Origin of the sequence: Kitasatospora nipponensis (assembly GCF_039528135.1) — a bacterium.
In the GTDB taxonomy this organism is placed as follows: Bacteria; Actinomycetota; Actinomycetes; order Streptomycetales; family Streptomycetaceae; genus Kitasatospora; species Kitasatospora nipponensis.
Genome location: NZ_BAAALF010000036.1, coordinates 23,793 through 44,519, shown reverse-complemented (window position 1 = coordinate 44,519; position 20,727 = coordinate 23,793). Strand labels below are relative to the sequence as shown.

23 protein-coding genes are annotated in these 20,727 nt (G+C 73.4%); 13 read left to right on the top strand and 10 right to left on the bottom strand.

The annotated features are described in order from the left end of the window. Positions 1-22: 22 nt before the first annotated feature. Entirely contained in the window at positions 23-1,069 is a 1,047-nt protein-coding gene (locus ABD323_RS13330) for an Lrp/AsnC family transcriptional regulator (RefSeq protein ID WP_344441661.1), read from the bottom strand. Between the two features lie 149 nt (positions 1,070-1,218). Here ABD323_RS13330 and ABD323_RS13325 point away from each other — a divergent pair, with 149 nt between their 5' ends. Then, positions 1,219-2,403, top strand: coding sequence for a M20 metallopeptidase family protein (locus ABD323_RS13325; protein WP_344441660.1), 1,185 nt, complete (start codon positions 1,219-1,221; stop codon positions 2,401-2,403). 32 nt (positions 2,404-2,435) lie between these two features. Continuing rightward, positions 2,436-2,762, top strand: coding sequence for a nuclear transport factor 2 family protein (locus ABD323_RS13320; protein WP_344441659.1), 327 nt, complete (start codon positions 2,436-2,438; stop codon positions 2,760-2,762). 87 nt (positions 2,763-2,849) lie between these two features. Here ABD323_RS13320 and ABD323_RS13315 read toward each other — a convergent pair whose 3' ends face one another. Further along, positions 2,850-3,272 (bottom strand): hypothetical protein, encoded by a 423-nt coding sequence (locus ABD323_RS13315; protein ID WP_344441658.1) that lies wholly within the window; start codon positions 3,270-3,272, stop codon positions 2,850-2,852. A 79-nt stretch (positions 3,273-3,351) separates the two neighbouring features. Then, a complete protein-coding gene (locus ABD323_RS13310; protein WP_344441657.1) occupies positions 3,352-4,368 on the bottom strand; it encodes a hypothetical protein in 1,017 nt (338 codons plus the stop codon). 286 nt (positions 4,369-4,654) lie between these two features. On the opposite strand from ABD323_RS13310, the gene ABD323_RS13305 reads away from it, so the two are divergent. The 4 genes from ABD323_RS13305 (at position 4,655) to ABD323_RS13290 (ending at position 9,254) form a co-directional block, all read left to right on the top strand. Beyond that, on the top strand, positions 4,655-5,356 hold the full coding sequence (locus ABD323_RS13305; RefSeq protein ID WP_344441656.1) for an RNA polymerase sigma factor: 702 nt from the start codon (positions 4,655-4,657) through the stop codon (positions 5,354-5,356). Next, positions 5,353-6,219, top strand: coding sequence for a hypothetical protein (locus ABD323_RS13300; RefSeq protein ID WP_344441655.1), 867 nt, complete (start codon positions 5,353-5,355; stop codon positions 6,217-6,219). The genes ABD323_RS13305 and ABD323_RS13300 overlap by 4 nt, the downstream gene beginning before the upstream one ends. Positions 6,220-6,478: 259 nt before the next feature. Further along, positions 6,479-7,015 (top strand): hypothetical protein, encoded by a 537-nt coding sequence (locus tag ABD323_RS13295; RefSeq protein WP_344441654.1) that lies wholly within the window; start codon positions 6,479-6,481, stop codon positions 7,013-7,015. A gap of 19 nt (positions 7,016-7,034) precedes the next feature. Further along, on the top strand, positions 7,035-9,254 hold the full coding sequence (locus ABD323_RS13290; RefSeq protein ID WP_344441653.1) for a bifunctional polysaccharide deacetylase/glycosyltransferase family 2 protein: 2,220 nt from the start codon (positions 7,035-7,037) through the stop codon (positions 9,252-9,254). A gap of 109 nt (positions 9,255-9,363) precedes the next feature. On the opposite strand, the gene ABD323_RS13285 is transcribed toward ABD323_RS13290, so the two are convergent. The 3 genes from ABD323_RS13285 to ABD323_RS13275 all read right to left on the bottom strand — a co-directional run bounded on the left by ABD323_RS13285 (position 9,364) and on the right by ABD323_RS13275 (position 12,101). Then, positions 9,364-10,785, bottom strand: coding sequence for a hypothetical protein (locus ABD323_RS13285; RefSeq protein WP_344441652.1), 1,422 nt, complete (start codon positions 10,783-10,785; stop codon positions 9,364-9,366). Between the two features lie 288 nt (positions 10,786-11,073). Beyond that, positions 11,074-11,394 (bottom strand): hypothetical protein, encoded by a 321-nt coding sequence (locus ABD323_RS13280; protein WP_344441651.1) that lies wholly within the window; start codon positions 11,392-11,394, stop codon positions 11,074-11,076. A gap of 161 nt (positions 11,395-11,555) precedes the next feature. Beyond that, on the bottom strand, positions 11,556-12,101 hold the full coding sequence (locus ABD323_RS13275) for a helix-turn-helix transcriptional regulator (protein ID WP_344441649.1): 546 nt from the start codon (positions 12,099-12,101) through the stop codon (positions 11,556-11,558). 89 nt (positions 12,102-12,190) lie between these two features. On the opposite strand from ABD323_RS13275, the gene ABD323_RS13270 reads away from it, so the two are divergent. After that, positions 12,191-12,919 (top strand): class I SAM-dependent methyltransferase, encoded by a 729-nt coding sequence (locus ABD323_RS13270; protein ID WP_344441648.1) that lies wholly within the window; start codon positions 12,191-12,193, stop codon positions 12,917-12,919. A 175-nt stretch (positions 12,920-13,094) separates the two neighbouring features. On the opposite strand, the gene ABD323_RS13265 is transcribed toward ABD323_RS13270, so the two are convergent. From ABD323_RS13265 to ABD323_RS13250, 4 genes are all read right to left on the bottom strand, one after another. Further along, complete coding sequence (locus tag ABD323_RS13265) at positions 13,095-13,397, bottom strand: hypothetical protein (RefSeq protein ID WP_344441646.1); 303 nt, start codon at positions 13,395-13,397, stop codon at positions 13,095-13,097. 187 nt (positions 13,398-13,584) lie between these two features. Continuing rightward, on the bottom strand, positions 13,585-13,776 hold the full coding sequence (locus ABD323_RS13260; RefSeq protein ID WP_344441644.1) for a hypothetical protein: 192 nt from the start codon (positions 13,774-13,776) through the stop codon (positions 13,585-13,587). Beyond that, complete coding sequence (locus ABD323_RS13255; protein WP_344441643.1) at positions 13,776-14,174, bottom strand: carboxymuconolactone decarboxylase family protein; 399 nt, start codon at positions 14,172-14,174, stop codon at positions 13,776-13,778. Before ABD323_RS13255 ends, ABD323_RS13260 begins: the two co-directional genes overlap by 1 nt. Before the next feature lie 265 nt (positions 14,175-14,439). Further along, entirely contained in the window at positions 14,440-14,766 is a 327-nt protein-coding gene (locus ABD323_RS13250) for a hypothetical protein (RefSeq protein ID WP_344441641.1), read from the bottom strand. Positions 14,767-14,814: 48 nt separating this feature from the next. Between ABD323_RS13250 and ABD323_RS13245 the strand changes: the two genes are divergently transcribed. From ABD323_RS13245 to ABD323_RS13220, 6 genes are all read left to right on the top strand, one after another. Beyond that, positions 14,815-15,408, top strand: coding sequence for a TetR/AcrR family transcriptional regulator (locus ABD323_RS13245; RefSeq protein WP_344441640.1), 594 nt, complete (start codon positions 14,815-14,817; stop codon positions 15,406-15,408). Between the two features lie 726 nt (positions 15,409-16,134). Beyond that, a complete protein-coding gene (locus ABD323_RS13240; protein WP_344441638.1) occupies positions 16,135-16,419 on the top strand; it encodes an acyl carrier protein in 285 nt (94 codons plus the stop codon). A 130-nt stretch (positions 16,420-16,549) separates the two neighbouring features. After that, entirely contained in the window at positions 16,550-17,941 is a 1,392-nt protein-coding gene (locus ABD323_RS13235) for an aminotransferase class III-fold pyridoxal phosphate-dependent enzyme (RefSeq protein WP_344441637.1), read from the top strand. Next, positions 17,938-18,390 (top strand): acyl-CoA thioesterase, encoded by a 453-nt coding sequence (locus tag ABD323_RS13230; protein WP_344441635.1) that lies wholly within the window; start codon positions 17,938-17,940, stop codon positions 18,388-18,390. The genes ABD323_RS13235 and ABD323_RS13230 overlap by 4 nt, the downstream gene beginning before the upstream one ends. Next, on the top strand, positions 18,380-18,922 hold the full coding sequence (locus ABD323_RS13225; RefSeq protein ID WP_344441634.1) for a 3-hydroxyacyl-ACP dehydratase FabZ family protein: 543 nt from the start codon (positions 18,380-18,382) through the stop codon (positions 18,920-18,922). Before ABD323_RS13230 ends, ABD323_RS13225 begins: the two co-directional genes overlap by 11 nt. Beyond that, on the top strand, positions 18,829-20,724 hold the full coding sequence (locus ABD323_RS13220; RefSeq protein ID WP_344441633.1) for a beta-ketoacyl synthase N-terminal-like domain-containing protein: 1,896 nt from the start codon (positions 18,829-18,831) through the stop codon (positions 20,722-20,724). The genes ABD323_RS13225 and ABD323_RS13220 overlap by 94 nt, the downstream gene beginning before the upstream one ends. The last annotated feature ends 3 nt before the right edge of the window (positions 20,725-20,727 follow it).

The window sequence follows — 20,727 nt, the reverse complement described above, 5'->3', positions numbered from 1 at the left end:
CCGGGCGCGGCGGGGCCGACCGTCAGGAGGGCGGGACCGGGTCCCGCCAGATGTCCATCGGAACGGCGCGGACCGCACGTCCGTCCGCGTCGAGGATCCGGCCCATCCGTTTCACGGTGCGCAGCGACACCCGGCGCTCGGCCACCCGCAGGTCGGGGAACCTGCGGGCGAGTGCGGTCTCCAGGCGCTGGACGTCGGCGAGGGAGCGCTGCCAGACGGACAGGACGAGGTTGTGCGGGCCGGTGACGGCCACGCACAGCCGGACCTCGGGGAGTCGGGCGAGTTGCGGGCCGACCTCGTCGAGCCGCTCCGGGGGCAGGTCCGCGCGGAAGGTCGCCAGGATCGGCCGGCCGGCGTCGCGGGCGGCGATCTCGCAGCGGAAGCGGATCGCGTCACAGGCGGCCAGGCGCTCCAGGCGGCGGCGCGCGGTGGTGGGTGCCAGGCCGGTGGCGGCGGCCAGCGCGGCCTGGTCCATCCGGCCGTCGACGCCGAGCCGGATGAGCAACTCCCGGTCCTCTTCGCGGACTTCGACGCGCGATCCGGGCGTTGGTCCGTGGCCCGGCGGGTGGTCGTCGTGCAGTTCCGAGCGCTGGGCGGGGTCGAGCGAGTCCAGTCGCCAGCGGATTCCCTCGGCGTAGAAGGCGGTCGCCAGGTGGACCCGCACGGAGGTGACCCCGGGGAGCCGGCCGAGGCGTTCGGTGGTGTAGCGGGAGAGCGCGGCCAGGTCGGTGAAGGCCGCGGTGACGACGAGGTCGCAGCCCTGCGAGTGGTGTTCGATGCTCATCACGTGCGGGTCCTCGGCCAGCTGGTCGGCGGTCTGCCCGATCCGGTCGGGGGCGCAGTCGAGGTCGAGGTAGGCGACGCACCCGCGGTCCTCGGGGTGCGGCAGACCGTAGGCGGTCACCCAGGCGATCCCCGCCCGCGAGAGCCGGTGCCAGCGGCGGGCCGCGGTGACCGGGCTGATCCCGAGGGTCGGGCCCAGCAGCGACCAGGGCGCCCGGGGCCGCAACTGGAGCGCGTTCACCAGGGCGAGGTCCAGTTCGTCCACGGTCACCGCGGCGCCGGTCACCGTCCGCGTCCGGTGGATTCGTTCATCGAGGGCCTCCCCGTGGCGCGATCGTGCGAATGGGCGGGAAAGTCCCGCCGCGGGAGCCAGAATCACCGAACAAGATCGCTCCGCACAAGTTCCCGCCGCCCGCCCGCTCGACGGAGGTACCCGTGTCCCTGCACGACGACGCTCTCGCTCTGGCCCCGGACCTGGTCCGGCTGCGCCACGACCTGCACCGGTTCCCCGAACTCGGCCTCGACCTCCCCCGCACCCAGGAGCGGGTGCTGCGGGCCCTGGAGGGACTGCCGCTGGAGGTGAGCCAGGGCTCCGCGCTGAGTTCGGTCACCGCGGTGCTGCGCGGCGGCCGCCCCGGACCGGCGGTGCTGCTGCGCGGCGACATGGACGGACTGCCCGTCACCGAGAAGGCCCCGGTGCCGTTCGCCGCCGGAAACGGCGCCATGCACGCCTGCGGACACGACCTGCACACCACCATGCTCGCGGGCGCCGCCCACCTGCTGGCCGCGCGGCGCGAACAGCTCCACGGCGACGTCGTCTTCATGTTCCAGCCCGGCGAGGAGGGCTTCGACGGCGCCGGCGCCATGCTGGCCGAGGGCGTGCTGGACGCGGCGGGCCGGCGCCCGGTCGCCGCGTACGCCCTGCACGTGACCTCCGGCATGCGGCACGGGGAGTTCAGCTCCCGGCGCGGCCCGATCATGGCCGCCTCCGCCTCGCTGGACGTCACCGTCCACGGGGCGGGCGGCCACGGCTCGGCACCGCATCGGGCCAAGGACCCCATCCCCGCGGCCTGCGAGATGGTCACCGCGCTGCAGACCATGGTGACCCGGCGGTTCGACGTGTTCGACCCGGTGGTGATCACCGTCGGGCTGCTGCGGGCCGGCAGCCAGCGCAACATCATCCCCGAGACCGCCCGCTTCGAGGCGACCGTGCGCACCTTCTCCGCCCAGGCGCAGGCCAGGGCCGGTGACGCCGTGGTGGAACTGGTCCGGGGCATCGCGGCCGCGCACGGTCTGCGGGCCCAGGTCGAGTTCGTTCCCGGGTACCCGGTGACCGAGACCGACGGGGCCGAGACGGACTTCCTGGCGGACACCGTCCGGGAGGTCTTCGGCGAGGAGCGCTACCAGCCGCTACCGAATCCGATGACCGGATCGGAGGACTTCTCCCGGATCCTCGCTGCCGTTCCCGGCTCGCTCGGCTGGCTCGGCGCCGCCCCGAAGGGGGTCGACCCGGAGAACCTGCCGCTCAACCACTCGCCCTACGCGGAGTTCGACGACGCGGTGCTCCCCGACGGCGCCGCGCTCTACGCCGAACTCGCCACCCGCCGTCTGGCCTCCTGAACCCGCACCCCGAGGAAGGAACGACCGAGCACATGACCGAACCGCGCGACGTGGTCGAGCGGCAGCTCGCCGCCTACAACAGCCACGACATCGACGCCTTCGTCGCCACCTACGCCGTGGACGTCACGATCCGCCGGGCCGGCGGCGAGCAGCTGCACGGCCGGCAGGCTCTGCGGGACCGGTACGCCGGACAGTTCGCCGAAGGCCGCTGCCGGGCGGAGATCGTGGGGCGGCTCAGCGAAGGCGACTGGGTGGTGGACCACGAGGTCGCCCACGGCCTGGCCGACGAGCCGGTCCGCGTCCTGGTGGCCTACCGGGTGCGCGAGGGCCTCATCGACCGCGTCGACTTCCTCACCTGACCGGCCCGAGAGCGACGGCACCCGCGCGCTGCCGCGCGGGTGCCGGCCGGCGAGCGCGGCTCCTCGGACGGTCACGCTTGGTCGCGTTCACGACACCACGACGGTGACCTGCCAGGTCCCCCCGTCCAGGGTGCCGCTGGTCAGCCGGGCCCGACCCGCGCTCGCGCCCTGGAAGATCCCGGGGGTGACTCCCACGGGAGCGGTGAGCACGCCGGTGCCGGCGTCGGCCAGCACGGGCGGGCTGGAGCTGAGCACCGTGCTCCAGCGGCCGGCTGACGTCGTGTCGGCCGGCGGCGGAGTGAGGAAGACGGCGAGCCGGCTGCCGACGGGCAGGCAGAAGACACCGGAGTCGGCCTCGGTGAGGGTGCCGGCCGTACGCGGCAACACCGCCTCGGGCGGCTGCCGGCACGCCGAGGTCGGCTGAGCGGTGGAGCGGGTCTGCGCCGCCGAGCAGCCCGTGGCGAGCACGGCCACCAGGACCGACAGCGCCGCGCAGGCCAGGCGTGTCACGGGTGGTGTCACACGGGTCCTCTCTGGTGGGGACGGTGCGGTGGCGCGCCCGGGGAGCGACGCGCCACCTGACGGACCGTCAGTGCTGGTTGGTGGCACTGGTGTAGGAGCTGACGCAGCCTCCGGCACCACCGTTGAAGTTGTTGCTCCAGAGCGACTGGACCGCGAAGTTGACGCCGTTCATGCTGATGATCGACGAGGCGCCCTGGCCGCTGGCGACCCAGGCGCACTTGTCACCGGTCTCGGAGCCCGTACTGTCCACCCAACCGCTGCTCGGCGCCGGGTCGGTGAGGGTCTCGGCGTACTCGTGGCCGCCGACGATGGTGACGCCCTCGGTCGCTCCGTTGACGCCGCTGCCGCCGGTGGCCACGAAGTTGGCGCCGCAGCCCGCGCCCGCGTCGGAGACGTAGGGCATGTTGGTGTAGGGGAGGTCCGCGCCGGTGCCGGTGCTGGTGTGGTCGTGCCAGGCGCAGTACTGGGTCTTGAAGCCCGACGGGACGACGCCGTGCGCCGCGTCCACGATGATCTCGACGTTGTCGCCGCTGACCCCGAAGTGCGCGGCGGCCTTGACCGCCTCGGCGGCGATCGCGTTCTGGCCGGGCTTGGCCGGGGCCTTGACCGAGCTGTCCAACCAGGTGCCGGCCACCGGGTTCGAGGAGGGGTGGCCCACCGCGGTGCCCGCGCCGTTGCACTGGGTGGTGCCGACCGCCACGCCCTGGCAGTACTGCGTCTGGGAGTTGGACCAGGTGTCGCCGCTGCCGTAGGCGTGCTGGAAGAACGAGAGCTGGAGCGGGGCCTCGCCCGAGGGGTCGTTGGTGACCGTGGAACCGGTGCCCCACTGGTTGCCCCAGTACACGATGTAGATCTTCGGGTTGGCGACGATGGTGCCGCCGCCGTAGGCGAGGTTGTTGCCGGCGGCGGCCGGAGCCGCGGAGCGGGTGCGCAGGGCGTGCCCCGCGCTCTGCGGCACCTGTGCGCTCGCGGGGGCGACGGCGAGCGGGGCGGTGGCGGCGAGCGCGGCGGCGCAGACGGCGGCCAGGCCGCTCGCCCTCGCGGAGGTGCGCCGGGCGGGGGCGTGCAGAGTCGAACGCAGCAAGGTGATGCCCTTCGATGTGGGTGGTCGACGGGGCGTGCGACGGGCGCGGCCGGTGGCCCGAAGGGGTGCTACGGGCAGGGGGCGGCCGGGCCGTGTGGCGCGGAACCTGGGGGGTGGACCCGGTCGGTTGCGGGTCGCGGCGAGCGTAGCCAGCTGCCGGAACGCCGGTCAAGAATGTCAACTCAGAGTAATCTCAGAGGGTTTGACAGGTTTCTGGCAGGCGGGAAGCGACGCGTGGCGACCGTCGGTGGTCGCCCGACCGCCCGCGATGCCCCATGATGACGCGGTGCGCTTCGCAGACCAGTCCGGGGACGGCAACGCCGCCGGCCCCCCTCAGCCCCTGATACCCGACCTCGACTCGGCCGTCCGTGCCGCCCGGGACGGCGACGAGGACGCCTTCCGCCTGCTCTTCCGCGCCGTCCAGCCCTCGCTCCTGCGCTACCTGCGGGTCCTGGTCGGCGGGGACGGCTGCGACGCCGAGGACATCGCCTCCGAGACCTGGCTGCAGATCACCCGCGACCTGCGCACCTTCCAGGGCGACGAGGACGGCTTCCGCGGATGGGCGGCCACCATCGCCCGCCACCGCGCCATGGACTACCTGCGCGCCAAGCGCCGCCGACCCACCGCCGACCTGCCGGTCGAGACCCTCGGCGAACTCCCCGCCCGGGACGACACCGAGGGCGCCGTCCTCGCCACCGCGGCGACCCGGGAGGCACTGGCGATGATCGCCGCCCTTCCCAGGGACCAGGCCGAGGCCGTCCTGCTCCGCGTGGTCATGCAACTCGACGCCCAGAGCGCGGCCCGGGTTCTGGGAAAACGCGCCGGCACCGTCCGGATGGCCACCCATCGCGGTCTGCGCAGACTCGCCGGACTGCTCGACGCCCCGGCCGCACCGCCCACGCAGGACGAAGTTCGAGACGCTCCGAAAAAAAGTTCTCGCGAAGGTGTGACACAACCCGGGCCCTCGACGCTGAAGGACATGAGATGAGCACCAACCGACCCCGTCGGATCGACCGCGACGCCACCGAGCTCCTGCTCGCCCGCGCCACGGACGGTACGAAGGGCGGTCAGGGCCCGCTCGCCGACCTGCTCGCCGCCGCGGCCGCCCCCGCCACGGCACGCGAACTGGTCGGTGAGGAGGCGGCCGTGGCCGCGTTCCGGCGGTCCGCCCACCTCACCGCCCCCGCCCCCCGCGCACGGAGAGGAAGAACAGTGGCCGGCTGCGCACCTTCGCGGTCCCTCGCCGCCAAGATCGCCGCCGCCGCGCACGCCGACGCCCCCCCGGGCGGCGTCGCCGTCGCCGCGAGCACCGGGAACCTCCCGAAGGTCCTCGGCGGCAACGGGCCGGACGACGGCCCCGCGGCCGCCCCCACCGGCGCGCCGAGTGGCGACGGCCGGGGACCGGCCGTCGCCAAGCCACTGCCGGACACGACGGGCGGCGCCTCGGCCCTGCGCGCGCTCTGCCGGGACTGGCGCAGCGCGGGCCAGTCCACCGCCGACCCCCGGTTCGACCCACTGAGGCACGCGGCGGGCACCTCGAGCCAGGTCGACGCGTACTGCGGGAAACTGGCCGCCACGGCCGGAGCCGGCACGACGCCCGATGCCACCGCGCAGAGCGCCGACGCCGACGCGAGCGCCGGCCACGGCAAGAGCGACGCGGACCCGTCGACCGCGGCGCACGGCAAGAGCGATGCGGACCCGTCGGCCGCGGCGCACGGCAAGAGCGATGCCACCCCACACCCCGACAAGCCGACCCCCGTGGTCGTCCCCACCCCCACCGACGACAGGGGCGCCCACACCCACACGCCCGCACCACCCGATGCCACGCCGAGCGGCCACACCAAGCAGTAACCCCCCAAGGACTCCGGAAGGGTGGCGGTCTCCCCGGACGCGCCACCCCACCGGATCACCGGCAGCACCACCGGTGCGAAGACGGCTGCCGGCCTGCGCGGGGTCGACGGAATCCCCCGGTTCCGCTGACCCCGCGGCGCACCAAGGGCTCCCGGTCCGGCTGGGGTCGGCCGGACCGGGGAAGGTCCCTGACCCGCCGCCAACGCCCCTCCTGTCCTCGGCACGCCCTTCGGCATGCCCTCAACCCGGAAAGCCTGCGGTGACCGACGACACGCTGGAACTCGCCCCAGTCAGGGCCGACCTCCCGGCCCCGCCGGGCCCACCGGGGCCCGCCGTGGCGGCCCCCGTCTTCGTCGACGGCTCCGGCCGCCGCCAACGCCGGGTACGCCGGGCCGGCCGGCTGCTCGCCGTTCCCGCCGCCGGATACGTCGTGCTCCTGGTGAGCAGCGCACTGGGCGGACCCACGGTGAACTCGCCCTTCCTGCCGCTCCCCGGGCCACCTGCCACCAGCGCCCCGCCGGGCCCGGCCGCCCAGCCCCCGGCACCGACCGCGGCCGCCCCCTCGCAGGGACCGGGCGGCGTCGCCGGCCCCGCCCGGTCCACGCCCAGCGGGCACCACGCCTCCGCGCCCGGCGCCGCTCCCCTCCCGGTCGCCGCACACCCCTCCGGTCCTCCGACCGCCACCGCCCCGTCCACCACGCCCGCACCCTCGCCCACCACGGCCGGCCCACCCGTGGGCCCGACGCCCGGCGGCCCACCCAGCCACAGCCATCCCGTCCACACGCCCCATCCGTAGCACGCAGAGAGCAGCCGTCATGTCCCAACGCCGCCGCCGGACCCCGGGCCGGCACGGCAGTGTCCGTTCCGTGCCGCTGCGCACCCACTGGCTGCTGCTCACCGTCACCGTGCTGACGCTGGCCGCGGCGCTGCTGATCCAGGGCTACACCCAGCACCTGTACGGCACCGCCGCCGACGAGGCCGCCCTCTCCCAGGGCCCGAACGCCACCGTGCCGAGCGCGGTCGTCCACGGCGGGCCGGTGATCGACGCCGCCGCCGACCAGCCACGCACCGCGGCCCCGGGACCGAACACCATCGCGCTCACCTTCGACGACGGCCCCGACCCGCGGTGGACTCCGCAGATCCTCGACGTGCTGCGCCGCTTCCACGTGCACGCCACCTTCTTCGTGATCGGCGACCAGGTCGCGGCCAACCCCGGGCTGACCCGGCAGATCCTGGCCGACGGCAACCAACTGGGCATCCACACCTTCAGCCACCCCGACCTCGGTTCCCTGCCCGCCTGGCAGCGCACCTTCGAACTGCGCGAGGCGCAGCTGGCGGTGGCCGGCGCCACCGGGCAGACCAGCTCGCTCCTGCGCCCGCCGTACTCCTCCACCGACGACGCGCTCACCGACCGCGACTGGCAGGCCGTCCAACAGGCCGGCCGGCAGGGCTACCTGACCGTTCTCACCACCCAGGACAGCGAGGACTGGCGCCGCCCCGGCATCGAGCGGATCATCGACAACGCGACCCCGGCAGGCCACCAGGGGCAGATCGTGCTGATGCACGACGCGGGCGGCGACCGTTCGCAGTCGGTCGCCGCGCTGGAGCAGTTGCTGCCCAGGTTGCAGGGCGCCGGCTTCCACTTCGCCACGGTCTCCGACGCCGTCGGGCTGCCCTCGCCGATGAAGCCGGCCAGGACCGTGGACCACTGGCAGGGGCTGGCCCTGATCGCCGTGCTCTGGTCCAGCGACCGGATGCTGGGGTTCATCGGCTGGCTGCTCTACGCGGCGGGGGCACTGAGCGTGCTGCGGGCCGCGGCCGTTCTGGTCGCCGCCCGCCGGCACAGCCGCCTCGCCGGCACCCCCTGGGGGCCGCCGGTCACCCAGCCGGTCAGCGTCATCGTCCCGGCCTACAACGAGAGCGCGGGCATCGAGGCCGCCGTGCGCTCGCTGCTCGCCTCCGACCATCCCGTCGAGATCATCGTGGTCGACGACGGCTCCACCGACGGCACCGCCGATCTCCTGGAGTCCCTGCGACTGCCGCCCTGGGTCCGGGTGATCCGGCAGCGGAACGCCGGCAAGCCCGCCGCGTTGAACACCGGGATCGGCGCCGCGACCTGCGAGTTGCTGGTCCTGGTGGACGGCGACACGGTCTTCGAGCCGGACGCCGTCCGGATGCTGGTGCAGCCGTTCGCCGACCCCCGGGTGGGCGCCGTCTCGGGCAACGCCAAGGTCGTCAACCGCGGTGGCCTACTGGGTCGTTGGCAGCACATCGAGTACGTGGTCGGCTTCAACCTGGACCGCCGGCTCTTCGACCTCGCGCAGTGCATGCCGACCGTGCCGGGCGCGGTGGGCGGGTTCCGCCGTTCGGCGCTGCTGGGCGTCGGCGGTGTCAGCGAGGAGACCCTCGCCGAGGACACCGACCTGACCATGGCACTGTGCCGAGCCGGCTGGCGCGTGGTCTACGAGGAACGGGCCAAGGCCTGGACGGAGGCCCCGGCCTCGCTCGGTGCCCTGTGGAAGCAGCGCTACCGCTGGTGCTACGGCACGCTGCAGGCCATGTGGAAACACCGTGGCGCACTCCTCCAGCGCGGCCCGGCGGGCCGGCTCGGCCGGCGCGGACTGGGCTACCTGATGCTCTTCCAGGTCCTGCTGCCGCTGCTCGCCCCCGTCGTGGACGTGTTCGCCGTCTACGGCCTGGTCTTCCTGGACCCGGTCCGGATCCTTGGGCTGTGGGGTGCCTTCCTGCTGCTCCAGCTCCTGATGGGCTGGTACGCCTTCCGGCTCGACGGCGAACGCCCGGGCGCGCTGTGGGCCCTCCCGCTGCAACAGTTCGTCTACCGGCAGCTGATGTACCTCGTGGTGATCCAGTCGCTCTGCACCGCGCTGGCCGGGACCCGACTGCGCTGGCAGCGCATGGAGCGCTACGGCAGCCTGCGCGCCCCCGCGCAGCCGGCACCGGCCCCGCAGCCGACTGCCCTGGCCGACGCCTGGCACGACGAGGCGTCCGCGGCCCGCGCCGGCGGACACCGATGAACCGCTGCCGGCTTCGGCGCTCGCCGGGTACCCGCCACTGATCAGCGGCGCGCGCAACGGCGGGGCCGCCCGGATGGACGCGCCCCGCCGTTGGCACGGATCCTTCGGGTTACCAGTGCTCGTGGCGCTCACAGCGCTCGTCGTGCCCGTAGCCCTTGATCTTGGTGGGGTCGGCGGCGGTGTGGGAGTCCGGGTCGCCGCCACCGAGGGCCGTGGCGCGGTTGGTCACCTCGGCGCGCGCCGAGCAGGAGACGTCGACCTTCAGGGTGATGGGAGGGTAGCTGCTCCCGGCGGGGAGGACGTCGCTCCGGGTGCAGGTGAGGATGTTCAGGGTGCAGGTCCATCCCGTGCCGCTGATGCTGTCGGCGCTGAGCCCGGGAGGCAGGGTGTCGTACACGGTGACCGGGGCGCCGGTGGTCGGGGCGGCCCCGGCGGCGTTGCCCACGGTGATGGTGTAGGTGCCGTCCCGTCCCTGGGTGAAGTCCTTGGTGTGGGTCTTGGTGACGGTCAAGGACGCGAGCGTGTACGAGATGATCACCTGGCCGTTGTGGTTCGCAGTCCCCACGGTCGACAGCGCATAGCTCGTGCCGGTCCCCGTGGGGCCGGCGAAGCTGCTGCCTCCACCGCCACCGCCGCCGCCCGCCGCGGTGCCACTGCTGTTGACGCCGCCGCTGCCGCCACCCCCACCGGCGAAGTACCCGCCGCCACCGCCACCACCGGTACCGATCACGCTGGCGGCGCAGCCGCCCGCGAAGGTGCCGCCCGCGCCGCCGGTACCGACCGCGGTGCCCAAGAACCCGATCCCCGACCCGCCGTTCACGACCGCACAGGGCGCGGCGGTGCCGGAGAGCCCGCCGGGACCCCCGGTGCTGGTGCTGGTCTTTCCACCGCCACCGCCCTGCCCCGGCGCGGCCCCGGGCCCGGTGGCAGTTCCCGCGGTGCCGGCGGTGGCATCCGGCGTGATCCCGCCGTTGCCTCCGTTCCCCCCTGGGGAGCCCGCTCCGGTGCCACCGGTGCCACCGGCGGCACCGCCGCCGCCGGCGACCACCAGCAAGGAGGCGCCCATGCTGATGCTGGAGGCACCGCCCCCGCCGGGACCTTCGAAGTGGAAACCGGTGAGCGGGTAACTCCCCCCTGAGGCACCGCCGTTGAACCCGCCGGCACCCCCCGTCCCGGTGCCGTTGCAGCCTTTGCCGCCGGTGCCGCCGACGGTGACGGTGAAGGTCGTCGGTGCGACGGTCTGCGGGAGGGTGGTGACCACCCGCGCTCCCGTCCCACCGGTCCCCGTGACGGTGCAGCCGCCGCCGGTGTTGTCGGCGCCGCCGGCGCCGTCCGCGGTGATCGTCACCACCGCCCCCGCCGGAACCGTCACGGTCTGCGGAGCGCCCGTGAACGTCAGGGTCTGCGAGGGATCGGCCCGCTGCGCCCGCACCGGCGCGGCCCCCACCGGCGCGGCCGCCGCCGGTGGAACCGCGGCCGCCAGCAGCGCCACCCCGGACAGCAGCGCGTACGCCACCGGTACCGCCCCCACTCCACGCTCCGCACGCCGTGGCCGCTCACGGCTGACCCGGTAGCACGGCAGATCGCCCTCTTCACGAGCACGAGCACTCATCCGCGGGTTCACCTCTCCTCGCGATGAGGCGCCCCGCAGCCCACCTAGACGCAAGCATCACCGGGCGCCTGATGAAAAATCAGGACAAACCGTCATTAGATACCCGGATCCGATCACTTCGAGGGAGCAAGGCCGTGGAAGACCTGGTGTGTCGCGGCGCCCCTTCGCGGGCCGGCAGCAGCGGAACCGCCCCGACCCGCGACCGCTTCAGTCCGCGCCGGCGAGGATCCGGTGGACGGTGTCGATGTCGACGCCGGTCCTGCTCCTGATCCACTCGGGCGTCCAGCCGCGCCGGTGGGCACGCCGGACGGTGTCCTCGGCGCCGTCCCCGGTGGCCTTGTAGTGGCGGATAGCGGCCATCAGCTCGGTGGTCTCACGGTTCTTCACGGTGTCGATGGCGCGCCTCATGGCGGCGAACCGTGCGTTGATCTGGTCGACGGGCACGTCGTAGCGGGCGGCGAGGCCGTCCTCGGTGAGTCCTTCGACGTGGTGGGCGCGCAGCAGGGTGCAGTCGTCGGGGAGGGCCATGTTCGTCCTCTCGGAGTGGGGCGCTCGACGTTACATCCGTGACGGCCCGTTGGGTAGGTGCAGGTCGGCGGCTTGTCGGGGCCGTGAGGTCTCGATTTGATCTACCCCGGATGGTGGCGTCGCCCCTGTGCCGCGCACGGGCGGACGGCCTCCCCCTCGCGCTACCGCCGGCCGGGGTCCTCGCCGCGGGCGAGCCCGGCCCGGGTGGTGCCCAACTTGCGCAGCACGCTCGCCACGTGGTGCTCGGCGGTGCGCGGGGAGAGGAAGAGCGCGGCGGCGAGGTCCTTGTTGGAGGCCCCGTCGGCGAGCAGGTCGCGGACCTGCTCCTCGCGCGGCGAGAGCCGGGCTCCGTAGCCGCTGCGGCCGCGGGGGTTGGCGCTCTCGTGCCCCAGGGCGCGCAGCCGTCGGCGGCAGCGTGACTCGTCGCTGGTCGCGCCGAGGGCGGCGAGCTCCTCGGCGGCCTCGGCGAGCAGGAGGACCGCCGCGCCGGGCTCCACGGCCGCCTGCGCGAGAGCGGCCCGCTCCGCGGCGAGCGCCGCCGGGTAGGGCCGTCCGACCGCGGTCCAGGCGTCCCGGCAGCGGTCGAACGCCTCGCGCGCGCCGGCCGGGTCGTCGGCCGCCAGCAGCAGGCCGCGGCAGCAGTGCTGCTCCGCCGCCGCACCCGGGCAGTCGCGGCAATATTTGTTGCAGCACGAGCAGAACGGCATCGGAAAATGTTGGATGGTTTTGCTTTCCCGGGCGACGATCACCGCGCGCGGGCCGACTGCCCCAGTCCCGTCCGGGTACGCTCACGAGCATGTCGAACGCTGCGCTGTCCTTCGGTCCCGCCGCCCGCCTGTACGACTCGATCCGGCCCACCTACCCGGTGCGGGCGGTGACTTGGGCCGTCGGCGCCGAGCCGGTGCGCGTCCTGGACCTGGGGGCGGGCACCGGGCTCTTGACCCGTGTGTTGCGCACCGCCGGCCACGAGGTGATCGCGGTCGAGCCCGACGAGCAGATGCGCGCCGTGGCCACCGAACGCCACCCGGGCACGCGGGTGCTCGCCGGCAGCGCCGAGGACATCCCGTTGCCGGACGGGTCCGTCGACGCCGTCGTGGTCGGGCAGGCGTACCACTGGTTCACCCCGCAGGACGCGCTGCCGCAGATTCACCGGGTGCTGCGCGAGGGCGGCGTCTTCGCCGCGCTGTGGAACATCCGCGACGAGCGGACCCCGTGGGCGGCCGCGCTCTCCGGCATCGTCGGCCCCGAGGGGTACGGCCTGGAAAGTGCCTGGCAGTACGGGCCGGTGACGCCATGGTTCACCGAACCCGAACGTGGCTTGACCGAGCACACCGTGACCGTCCCGACGGACCGGTTGGTCGACCTGGTGCGGTCCCGCTCCACCTACCTGACCGCCGACGCCGCCGAACAGGCGCGCCTGGACCGCGAGATCGCCGAGTTGGCCGCCACCGACCCGGCCCTGGCCGGCCGCCACAGCGTCGAGATGCCCTACCGGACCTGCGTCTACCGGATGCGACGGCTCTGATCACCCGGGCATCGCCGGGTCACGTTCCGTAGGCGCCCTGCTCCGTCCGGCCGGCCCACGACCGCACCGGGCCGGCCAGGGTCACGATCGACAGGGGCAAGCGCATCCGACGGGCCACCGGATCAACGGGGCTGAGCCGGTGGCCCGCCCCGACCCACAGGGAGGAAGCGGCCGATCAGCCGGCGGCACCGGCGACGCCGGGGGCGACGAAACGGCGGTGGAGAGGCCGGAAACCGTACTGCGGCTCACCCTCGATGCCGCTCTCCTTGACCGCGGCGGCCACCCGGTCGTTGAAGAAACGCTGGAAGTCCGACTCCGAACTCCACACGTCGGTCACGTGCAGCGCGCCGTTCTCGAAGGAGGCGACATGCAGCAACGCGCCGTCGGGCGTGTCCTGCTCCCAGCGGACCAGGTCGCGGACCTGGTCGTACTGCTGCGGCGTGACGCCGTCCCAGCGCAACGTCAGAACAACGGGCATTTTCACCATCACCTTTCAGATTCGATCGGTCCCTTCGACGGCCGGACCGGCCCGTCGCGGATCGCCCACCGGAGCACCGGTCCGCGCACGTCGACGGTCCGCCCCGCCAGGTCCGCCCGCAGTACCCGCAGAGCCCACCCGGGGCAGCCCTGCGGGCCGGTTCCTTGCGGGGAGGTCCGACGGGTGACTACGTCGTAGCCAGCTCGCGTACCTGCTGGTCGTAGTCGGCCAGCAGGCGCGTGAGCTGGTCGAGCGCCTCCCGGGGGACCTCGGCGGGGGCGGACTCCACCACGTAACGGGCCGCCGCGACGAGCGCGGCCAGCTCGTAGGCGTGGAACGTGCCGCGCAGCACCAACGGTCGGACCCGTTCGAGCTCCATCAGGCGGCCTTGGAGCGGACGTAGTCCGCGACCTGGGCGAGCTCGGCGGCGAACTGGTCGTAGTCCTCCTGCATGCCGTTGATGTACGCGCTCCACCCCAGACTGGCCTTCGCGTAGTGGACGGCCTCCTGGATCTCCTCGTCCGTCGCACCGAAGAGCTTCGCGGCCTCGGTGTGGAAGAGACTGCAGTAGCGGCACTTGGTCTCGGCGTGCAGGCCGACGCCGATCAGTTCCTTGTACTTGTTCGGAATCAGGGTCTCGCCGAGCTCGATCCTCTTGAAGATCTCCCACTCCGGCCCGAGGAGCTCGGTCGGGATGCTCTGGAAGAAGTGCGGCACGAGGCCCAGGGTTTCCTTGATGTCCGCTTCGATCTCGCCGCGGTTGGCCGTGGCGGTCATGACGGCCTCCTTGCAGGACCTCGCCTGCCCGGCCCCGTCCGCGCCGACCGCGGGCTGCCAGGACCGGCGCGTGGCTGGCCCTGTGACAAGCCTAGTCGGTGGCAGCTGCCGCGCCGTGTGCCGCCCGGAGCCGCCGGGAGACGGTCCGGTGTCGCCGCACTCGTTGGTTCACAGGTCGATCCCCGCGCCGGCGCCGGGTACCGGCCTCGTCGTCAGCCCCCCCGAACCTCGACGACCCGGCTGGCCTCGACATCGCCGTGTCAGGTCAGATGGTCCAGCTGAGGGGGTAGGTGGCGATCGGGCTGAACGTCACGCCGACCGCCTCCATCTCCCCGCGCGCGACGACGACCATCTCCCGGAGGTGACTCAGCTGCGCCGCATGCTCCTCCGAGTCCCAGACGCTGAGCTGCAGCATCGAGCCGTCCGGCGAGACGCCCGCGTAGAAGCGGATGAGCCCCGGCAGTCGCTCGACGGCCGGGGCCAGGTACTGCGCCTGCTTCGTTGACAGGGCCTCGACCTCGGCGAACCGGCTCGGGTCGAAGGTGGCGCGCGAGGCGCGGACGACGGCGCCCGCGGGCAGCGACTCGGTCATGGCATTCCCTCCCCGTTGAATTACGTTCCGGTCGGCTATCGTAATGTAATGAGCAATTCGCAGACAAGGCCCGGACGGCCGAGGGACCCGGCCCTGGACCGGGCGATCCTGTCCGCCGCCGCCCGCCGGCTCGGCGAGTTCGGCTACGCGCGCATGTCCCTGGAAGCCGTGGCGGCCGACGCGGGCACCACCGTGCCCAGCCTCCGACGCCGGTACCGGGACAAGGCGGAGCTGGTCGCCGCCGTGATCGGATCGCTCCGGGTCGAGGACCCGCCCGCCGACGCCCCGACCCCCCGCGCCCATGCCCTGGCGATCCTGGAGAACTTCCACGGCAACCTGCGGGCCACCCCCGCTCTGGCCGTCCTCGGCTCTCTGCTCACCGAGGAGGCACGCCACCCCGAGTTGCTGGACCTGTTCAGGACGCACATCGTCGAGCCACGACGGGCCCTGCTCCGGCACGCCCTGGAAGCCGGCGACCTCCCTGGCTCAGTCGATCTGGACGCGCTCACGAGCATGCTCATCGGCTCCTTCTACGCCCGCCACGTCACCATCGCCGGCATCCCCGACGACTGGGCGAACCGCGTGCTCAGCGTCGTCTGGCCACCCGCCACCAGCCCTGCGCCACCGCCCCACGAGCCGTGACCGAGAGCGAGAGTGGCAGCACTGGAGAACCACCCGACAGCGGCCCCGGCGGCACCTGCCCCCTGCCCGGCGTCCCCACGCAGGACGGACACCAGCTCGGCGGTGAGGTTCCGGGCGTCCTGGAATTCGTCGCCGCCACGAGCGGGTCCACCAACCTCCACGCCTCGCCGGCGACACGCGACATCCCGGCGCTGCACACGTACCCGAGTACGCGGATCGCCGGCCTGCGCGGCGTGCAAGCCATCGACAGCGCACCGGTGTTGCAGTCCTGGTCTGACGAGCCGTCAGAAAGGTTCGCCGAGCGGACTGCCGGGCCCCCGTCCCGGCTGTCGCCGCCCCGCGCGTCGGCAACGAGAGAACCTTGAACTCTCTTCGAGCGGTGTGGAATTGATCACGGGCGTCAGGAACACGACGACCCGTGCGCGACCCGGTCCGCGCCGGGCGGTGCCCAGCAGCCGGGGGAGCACCCGTGGGGCGGGTGGCGCGAACCTGACATCCCTGACGGAGGATTCCCCGACGACCCGCTCCGTGCCCCACCTGCGGCGTGATGGTTCCGCAGTGGATGTGCGGCTGGCCGCAAGGTGGTGAATGCCGCCAACTTTGCCGGAGCCACTTGTGGACATCATGCGGGGCATCGTTCAATCTGGTTCATCCCTTCCCCACACGAATCCTTGTCGCGGCGTTGCGCGACGCGCCCTGGTCAGGGCTGTCGAACAGGAGATCCGAGTGAACGGAACGAACGTGGCACAGACCATCAAGGGACTGCTCTCCTCCGAACTCATGGTGGAGGTCCCGGTCGGCCGGATGGACGCGGACGACAGCCTGCGGGACGTCTACGGGCTCGACTCGCTCGGCTTCGTGGAGCTGCGCGTGCTGTGCGAGGAGAACTTCGGCATCACCGTCTCCGAGGACGACTTCTCACCCGAGAACTTCGGCACCCTCGGCACGGTCGTCAGTCTCGTGGAGCGGCTGCTGAAGGAGCAGGAGAACACCGCCCAGTCCGCCGGCTGACCCTTGCCGCGGCCCATCGGTTCGGCACCGGCCCCGCTCCACCGGCCGGCGCCATCGGGGCATCCCCGCCGGCACCGTACACGTGCACTGCAGCGATCAACCCATCGCATCGTCAGGGACGGAGACACCGTTGTCCGCGCCAGTCAGTACCCGGCTCACCGAGTCCGAACTCGACCAGCTCCAGCGAAGTCAGTCCATGCACTACAACCACTACGGCCGCCCGCCCCTGCCGTTCGCCTGCCTGGGCGCCCGGGGCGTCGAACTGGAGGCGGTCGAGCTCGCCGGGCCCCGACGCGGTGAGACCTTCACCCTCTTCGACGCCAGCGGCGGCTACGGGAGCGCCTGCCTGGGCGCCGGCCACGACACCGTGCGGCGTTCCCTGCAACGGGCCGTCACCGATACCGGCTACGTGACCGACGAGATCGCCTCCCGCGAACGGGCGGTCCTGCTGGACCGGTTGTTCGGGGCCGAGGGGCTGTGGACGGACCACTTCCCCGGCGACGCCTACCACGTCGCGGGCCGCAACTCCGGCTCCGAGGGAGTGGAACTGGCCCTGCGGCTGGTCCTCGAGTCGCGGTTCGACCCCAGGCGTCTGCGCCACCGCCCCGAGCGCGCGAAGCGGGACACCATCCTGGCGTTCGAGGGCGCCTGGCACGGCTGGACCCACGGCCTGCTGCCGTTCCTCAACCGCCGGCACTACCGGGTGGGTCTGCCGGGTCCCGTCGCGGACCACGACTACGGCCTGCGGGTGGAGCACATCCCGTTCGGCGACGAGGGTGCGCTGGAGGAGTACTTCGCCGCCAACTCCGAGCGGCTGCTCGCCGTCTTCGTCGAACCCGTCCAAGGCGACGCCGGCATCCTGCTGCCCCCGCCCGGGTACCTGCGCCGCCTGTCGGGGATGTGCGGGGACAACGACACCTGGCTGGTCGCCGACGAGGTGCTGACCTTCGCGAAGACCGGCCGCTGGTTCGGCATGCACGACGCGCAGGGACCGGTCCCCACCGACATCACGGTGATCGGCAAGAGCCTGGGCATGGGCGCGTTGTCGACCTCCCTGGTCATCGCCCGCCGCGAGCTGCGGGCCCGTGCCACGGGCACCATCTCCACCTCCGACCTGCGTCCGCTGACCTGCGCCGTGCTGCTCGACGGCATCGACCACCTGGTGAGCGAGGGGCTGCTCAAGCACTCCGCGGAACTGGGCACACGGCTGGCCGACCGGCTGCAGTCCGGGCTCGTCGAGCGCTTCCCTGGGATCTTCACGCACACGCGGGGCCTGGGCGTCATGCACGGCGTGGAGCTGTCCGAGGCCGCATCGGCCCAACTGGACGTCCTGCGCACCCACTTGATCTCGGCCGGGGTGTACGTCGAGTTCATGGCCGGTGCCGGAAAGCGCTCCCACGGCCTGCGCTACGTGTACCCGACGATGCGGATCGCACCGCCGCTGATCACCAGCCAGGCGCAGGCGGACGAGATCGTCGACCGGCTGGGCGAGGGCACCCGGCGCTTCCAGGAGACGCTGTGACCTCGGCGGACGCCCCGGCTGCCGCCGTCGGTACGGTACGGCGCCGGATCGAGCACGTCGACACCGACGCCTCCGGGGTCGTCCACTTCTCCCGGTACGTCTCCCTCCTGGAGACCTTCGTCCTCGACCACTTCGAGGAACACGGCGCAGGTCTGGCCCGGATCGCCGAACTCGGCGCCGACCTCGCCGTCACCGAGCTCACGGTGCGCTACCGCAGGCCGGGCGCCTACCGGGACCCGATCGCCGGGGAGGTCGTCGTGGAGCACGTCGGGGCCGCCCGGATCCGGGTGGCGGCCAGTCTGCTGCGCGAGGAGACCGACGGCTCACGCACCGAACTCGCCTCCGGCACCCTCACCTTCGCAGCCGTCCACCCGACGACCGGCGGCCCGGTGCCGCTGCCTGCGGCTGTCCGTCACACTCTGAAAGGGATCGTCCCCGATGCAGCTTGACACGACGACGCAGCCAGGCGGACGTACGGCAGCGGCGAAGCCCCCGGCCCAGGAGCCGCAGCAGGGTGGCGACCGGCAGATCGGCTTCTCGGAGCTCAAGACGTGGCTGCGCCACCGCCACCCGATGATCTACATCGACCGGATCACCGACCACGAGCCCGGGGTCTTCCTCAAGAGCCTGCTGTCGGTCTCCGGGAACCTCGACGCCATCGCGGGACACTTCCCGGAACGGGCGATCTACCCGGGGAGCCACCTGATGCAGGCCTTCGCGCAGTCCGGGATCATCCTCTACCAGATGAGCACCAGCCGGCTGGCCGACGACGAGCTGACACTGATCGGTTCCGTCAAGTCGCGGTTCACCAGGCCCGTCGTCCCCGGCGACCAGGTGATCTTCGACGTCCGGGCCGACCGGCTGGTCGGCACCACGTTCTTCTTCTCGTGCCAGGCGACCGTCGACGGCCTGTCGGTCGCCGCCTTCCGCGGAACCCTGACCCGCAGGAAGGCCTCGGACCTCGGCCGTCAGCTGTGGTGAGTGCCGGGCCCGAGGTCGTCGTCACCGGCATGGCGTGGGCGACCGCGCTGGGCGAGGGCCTCCAGGAGGTGTGGCAGCGGCTCTGCTCCGGGACGACGGGTGTCGGCGACCAAGCGTCACCGCACCGGCTGCGGACGGAACGGGTCGCCGCCGTGCCCTCCCCGGCCTACCGCCCCGGAGGCCGGGAGGCCTGGGACCGGCAGGTCGCCCTCGCGGTGCGCACCATGACCGCGGCCCTGCGGGACGCGGGCGTGGCGGCGGACGACGGGCGACTGACCCTCCTTCCGGGCACCAGCTTCGACGCCCGCATCGACTGCGAGGACCCGCCGCAGGACTGGGCCGTGGCGGCCGCCCGCCAACTCGGTCACCGGAGGCGGCCGTTGGTGGTCACCACCGCCTGCTCGGCGGGGGCCGACAGCCTGTTGCTCGCCCGGGCACTGCTCCGCGAGGGCGACGGCGAGGGCATCTTCCTGGCCGGCGGGGTGGACGTCCTGACCGAGGCCAAGCGGCTCGGTCACTCCGCACTCGGCACGATGAGCCCCACCGGGCTGCGCGCCTTCGACGTGGCGCACGACGGCATGACCCTCGGTGAGGGCGCGGGCTTCCTGGTGCTGGAGGGCGCCGCCGCGGCCCGTCGCCGCGGTGCCCGGGTGTACGCGACGCTGAGCGGCGCGGGTTCGGCCAACGACGCCTCCGGGCTGACCGCACCCGACCCGTCCGGGCGCACCGTGACCGCCGCGGTGCGCCGCGGCCTCGCCGGGTCGGGCAGCGTGCCCGGCGACGTGGCCGTGATCTGCGCGCACGGCACCGGCACCCCGCTCAACGACGAGGTCGAAGCCGCCGCCGTCCAGCGGCTGTTCGGCTGTGTCGGGACCGGGCCCGCCGCCGTGGTCTTCGGAACCAAGGGGGCGCTCGGCCACAGTCTCGGCGCCACCGGGGCGATCGAGGCGGTGGCCACCGTGCTCGCCCTCCGGGAGGGACTGGTGCCTCCCCTCCACGGGCTCTCCACCCCGCTGCCGGGGCTGTCGCTGCGGCTGCCCCGCGGGGGGCCGGAGAAGGCGCACGGGACGCGAGGCATCAGCCTCACCCTGGGGTTCGGCGGATTCAACACCTGCCTGCTCTTCGACTCCGAGCCGCCCACCGGGATCGAGCCGTCCACCGCGGTGCCTTCCGGATCCGGCGGCCGCACACCGCCCCTGCCGCTCGCCGTCGCCGGGCACGCGACCCGGTCCGTCGCCGACCCCGCCTCCTGCACGCGCAACCGACCGTCCTTCTACGCCGACCCGGTCGCCTGGCTGATCGTCTCCGCGGCCGAGGAGGCGCTCGCCCCCTGCCGGGAGGAGGTCCTGGCGGAGCCCGACGAGGTCGCCGTCCTGGTCACCAACGACGGCCGGGCCCTGCCCACGCACCTCAGGATCGCCCGGGACACGGCGCGCGGCCGGGTCTCGCCCCTGCGGTTCGCGGGCTCCAACCCCGGCATCCTGGCCGGACTCACCTGCCTCACCCTCGGTCTGCGGGGCCCGTCCCTGGTCCTGGAGGCGGACCCCGACGACGCCGCGGACGTCGCCACGGCGCTGGCCGGGCACTGGCTGCACACCGGCCAGGCGAGGTACGTGCTGTGGGCCGGGTACCGGCAGGACGGCGACGCGTGCACGGCGACCTGCGTGGTGCTCCGTGCCGGGACGCCCGACGACGACGGTGCCGCCGACGACGGTGCCGCCGACGACGGTGCCGACGGCGCCGGGCTCGCCCGGAAACTGCTCACCGACCCGCCGACCGCCGACGCGGTGCAGCGGCCATGAAGG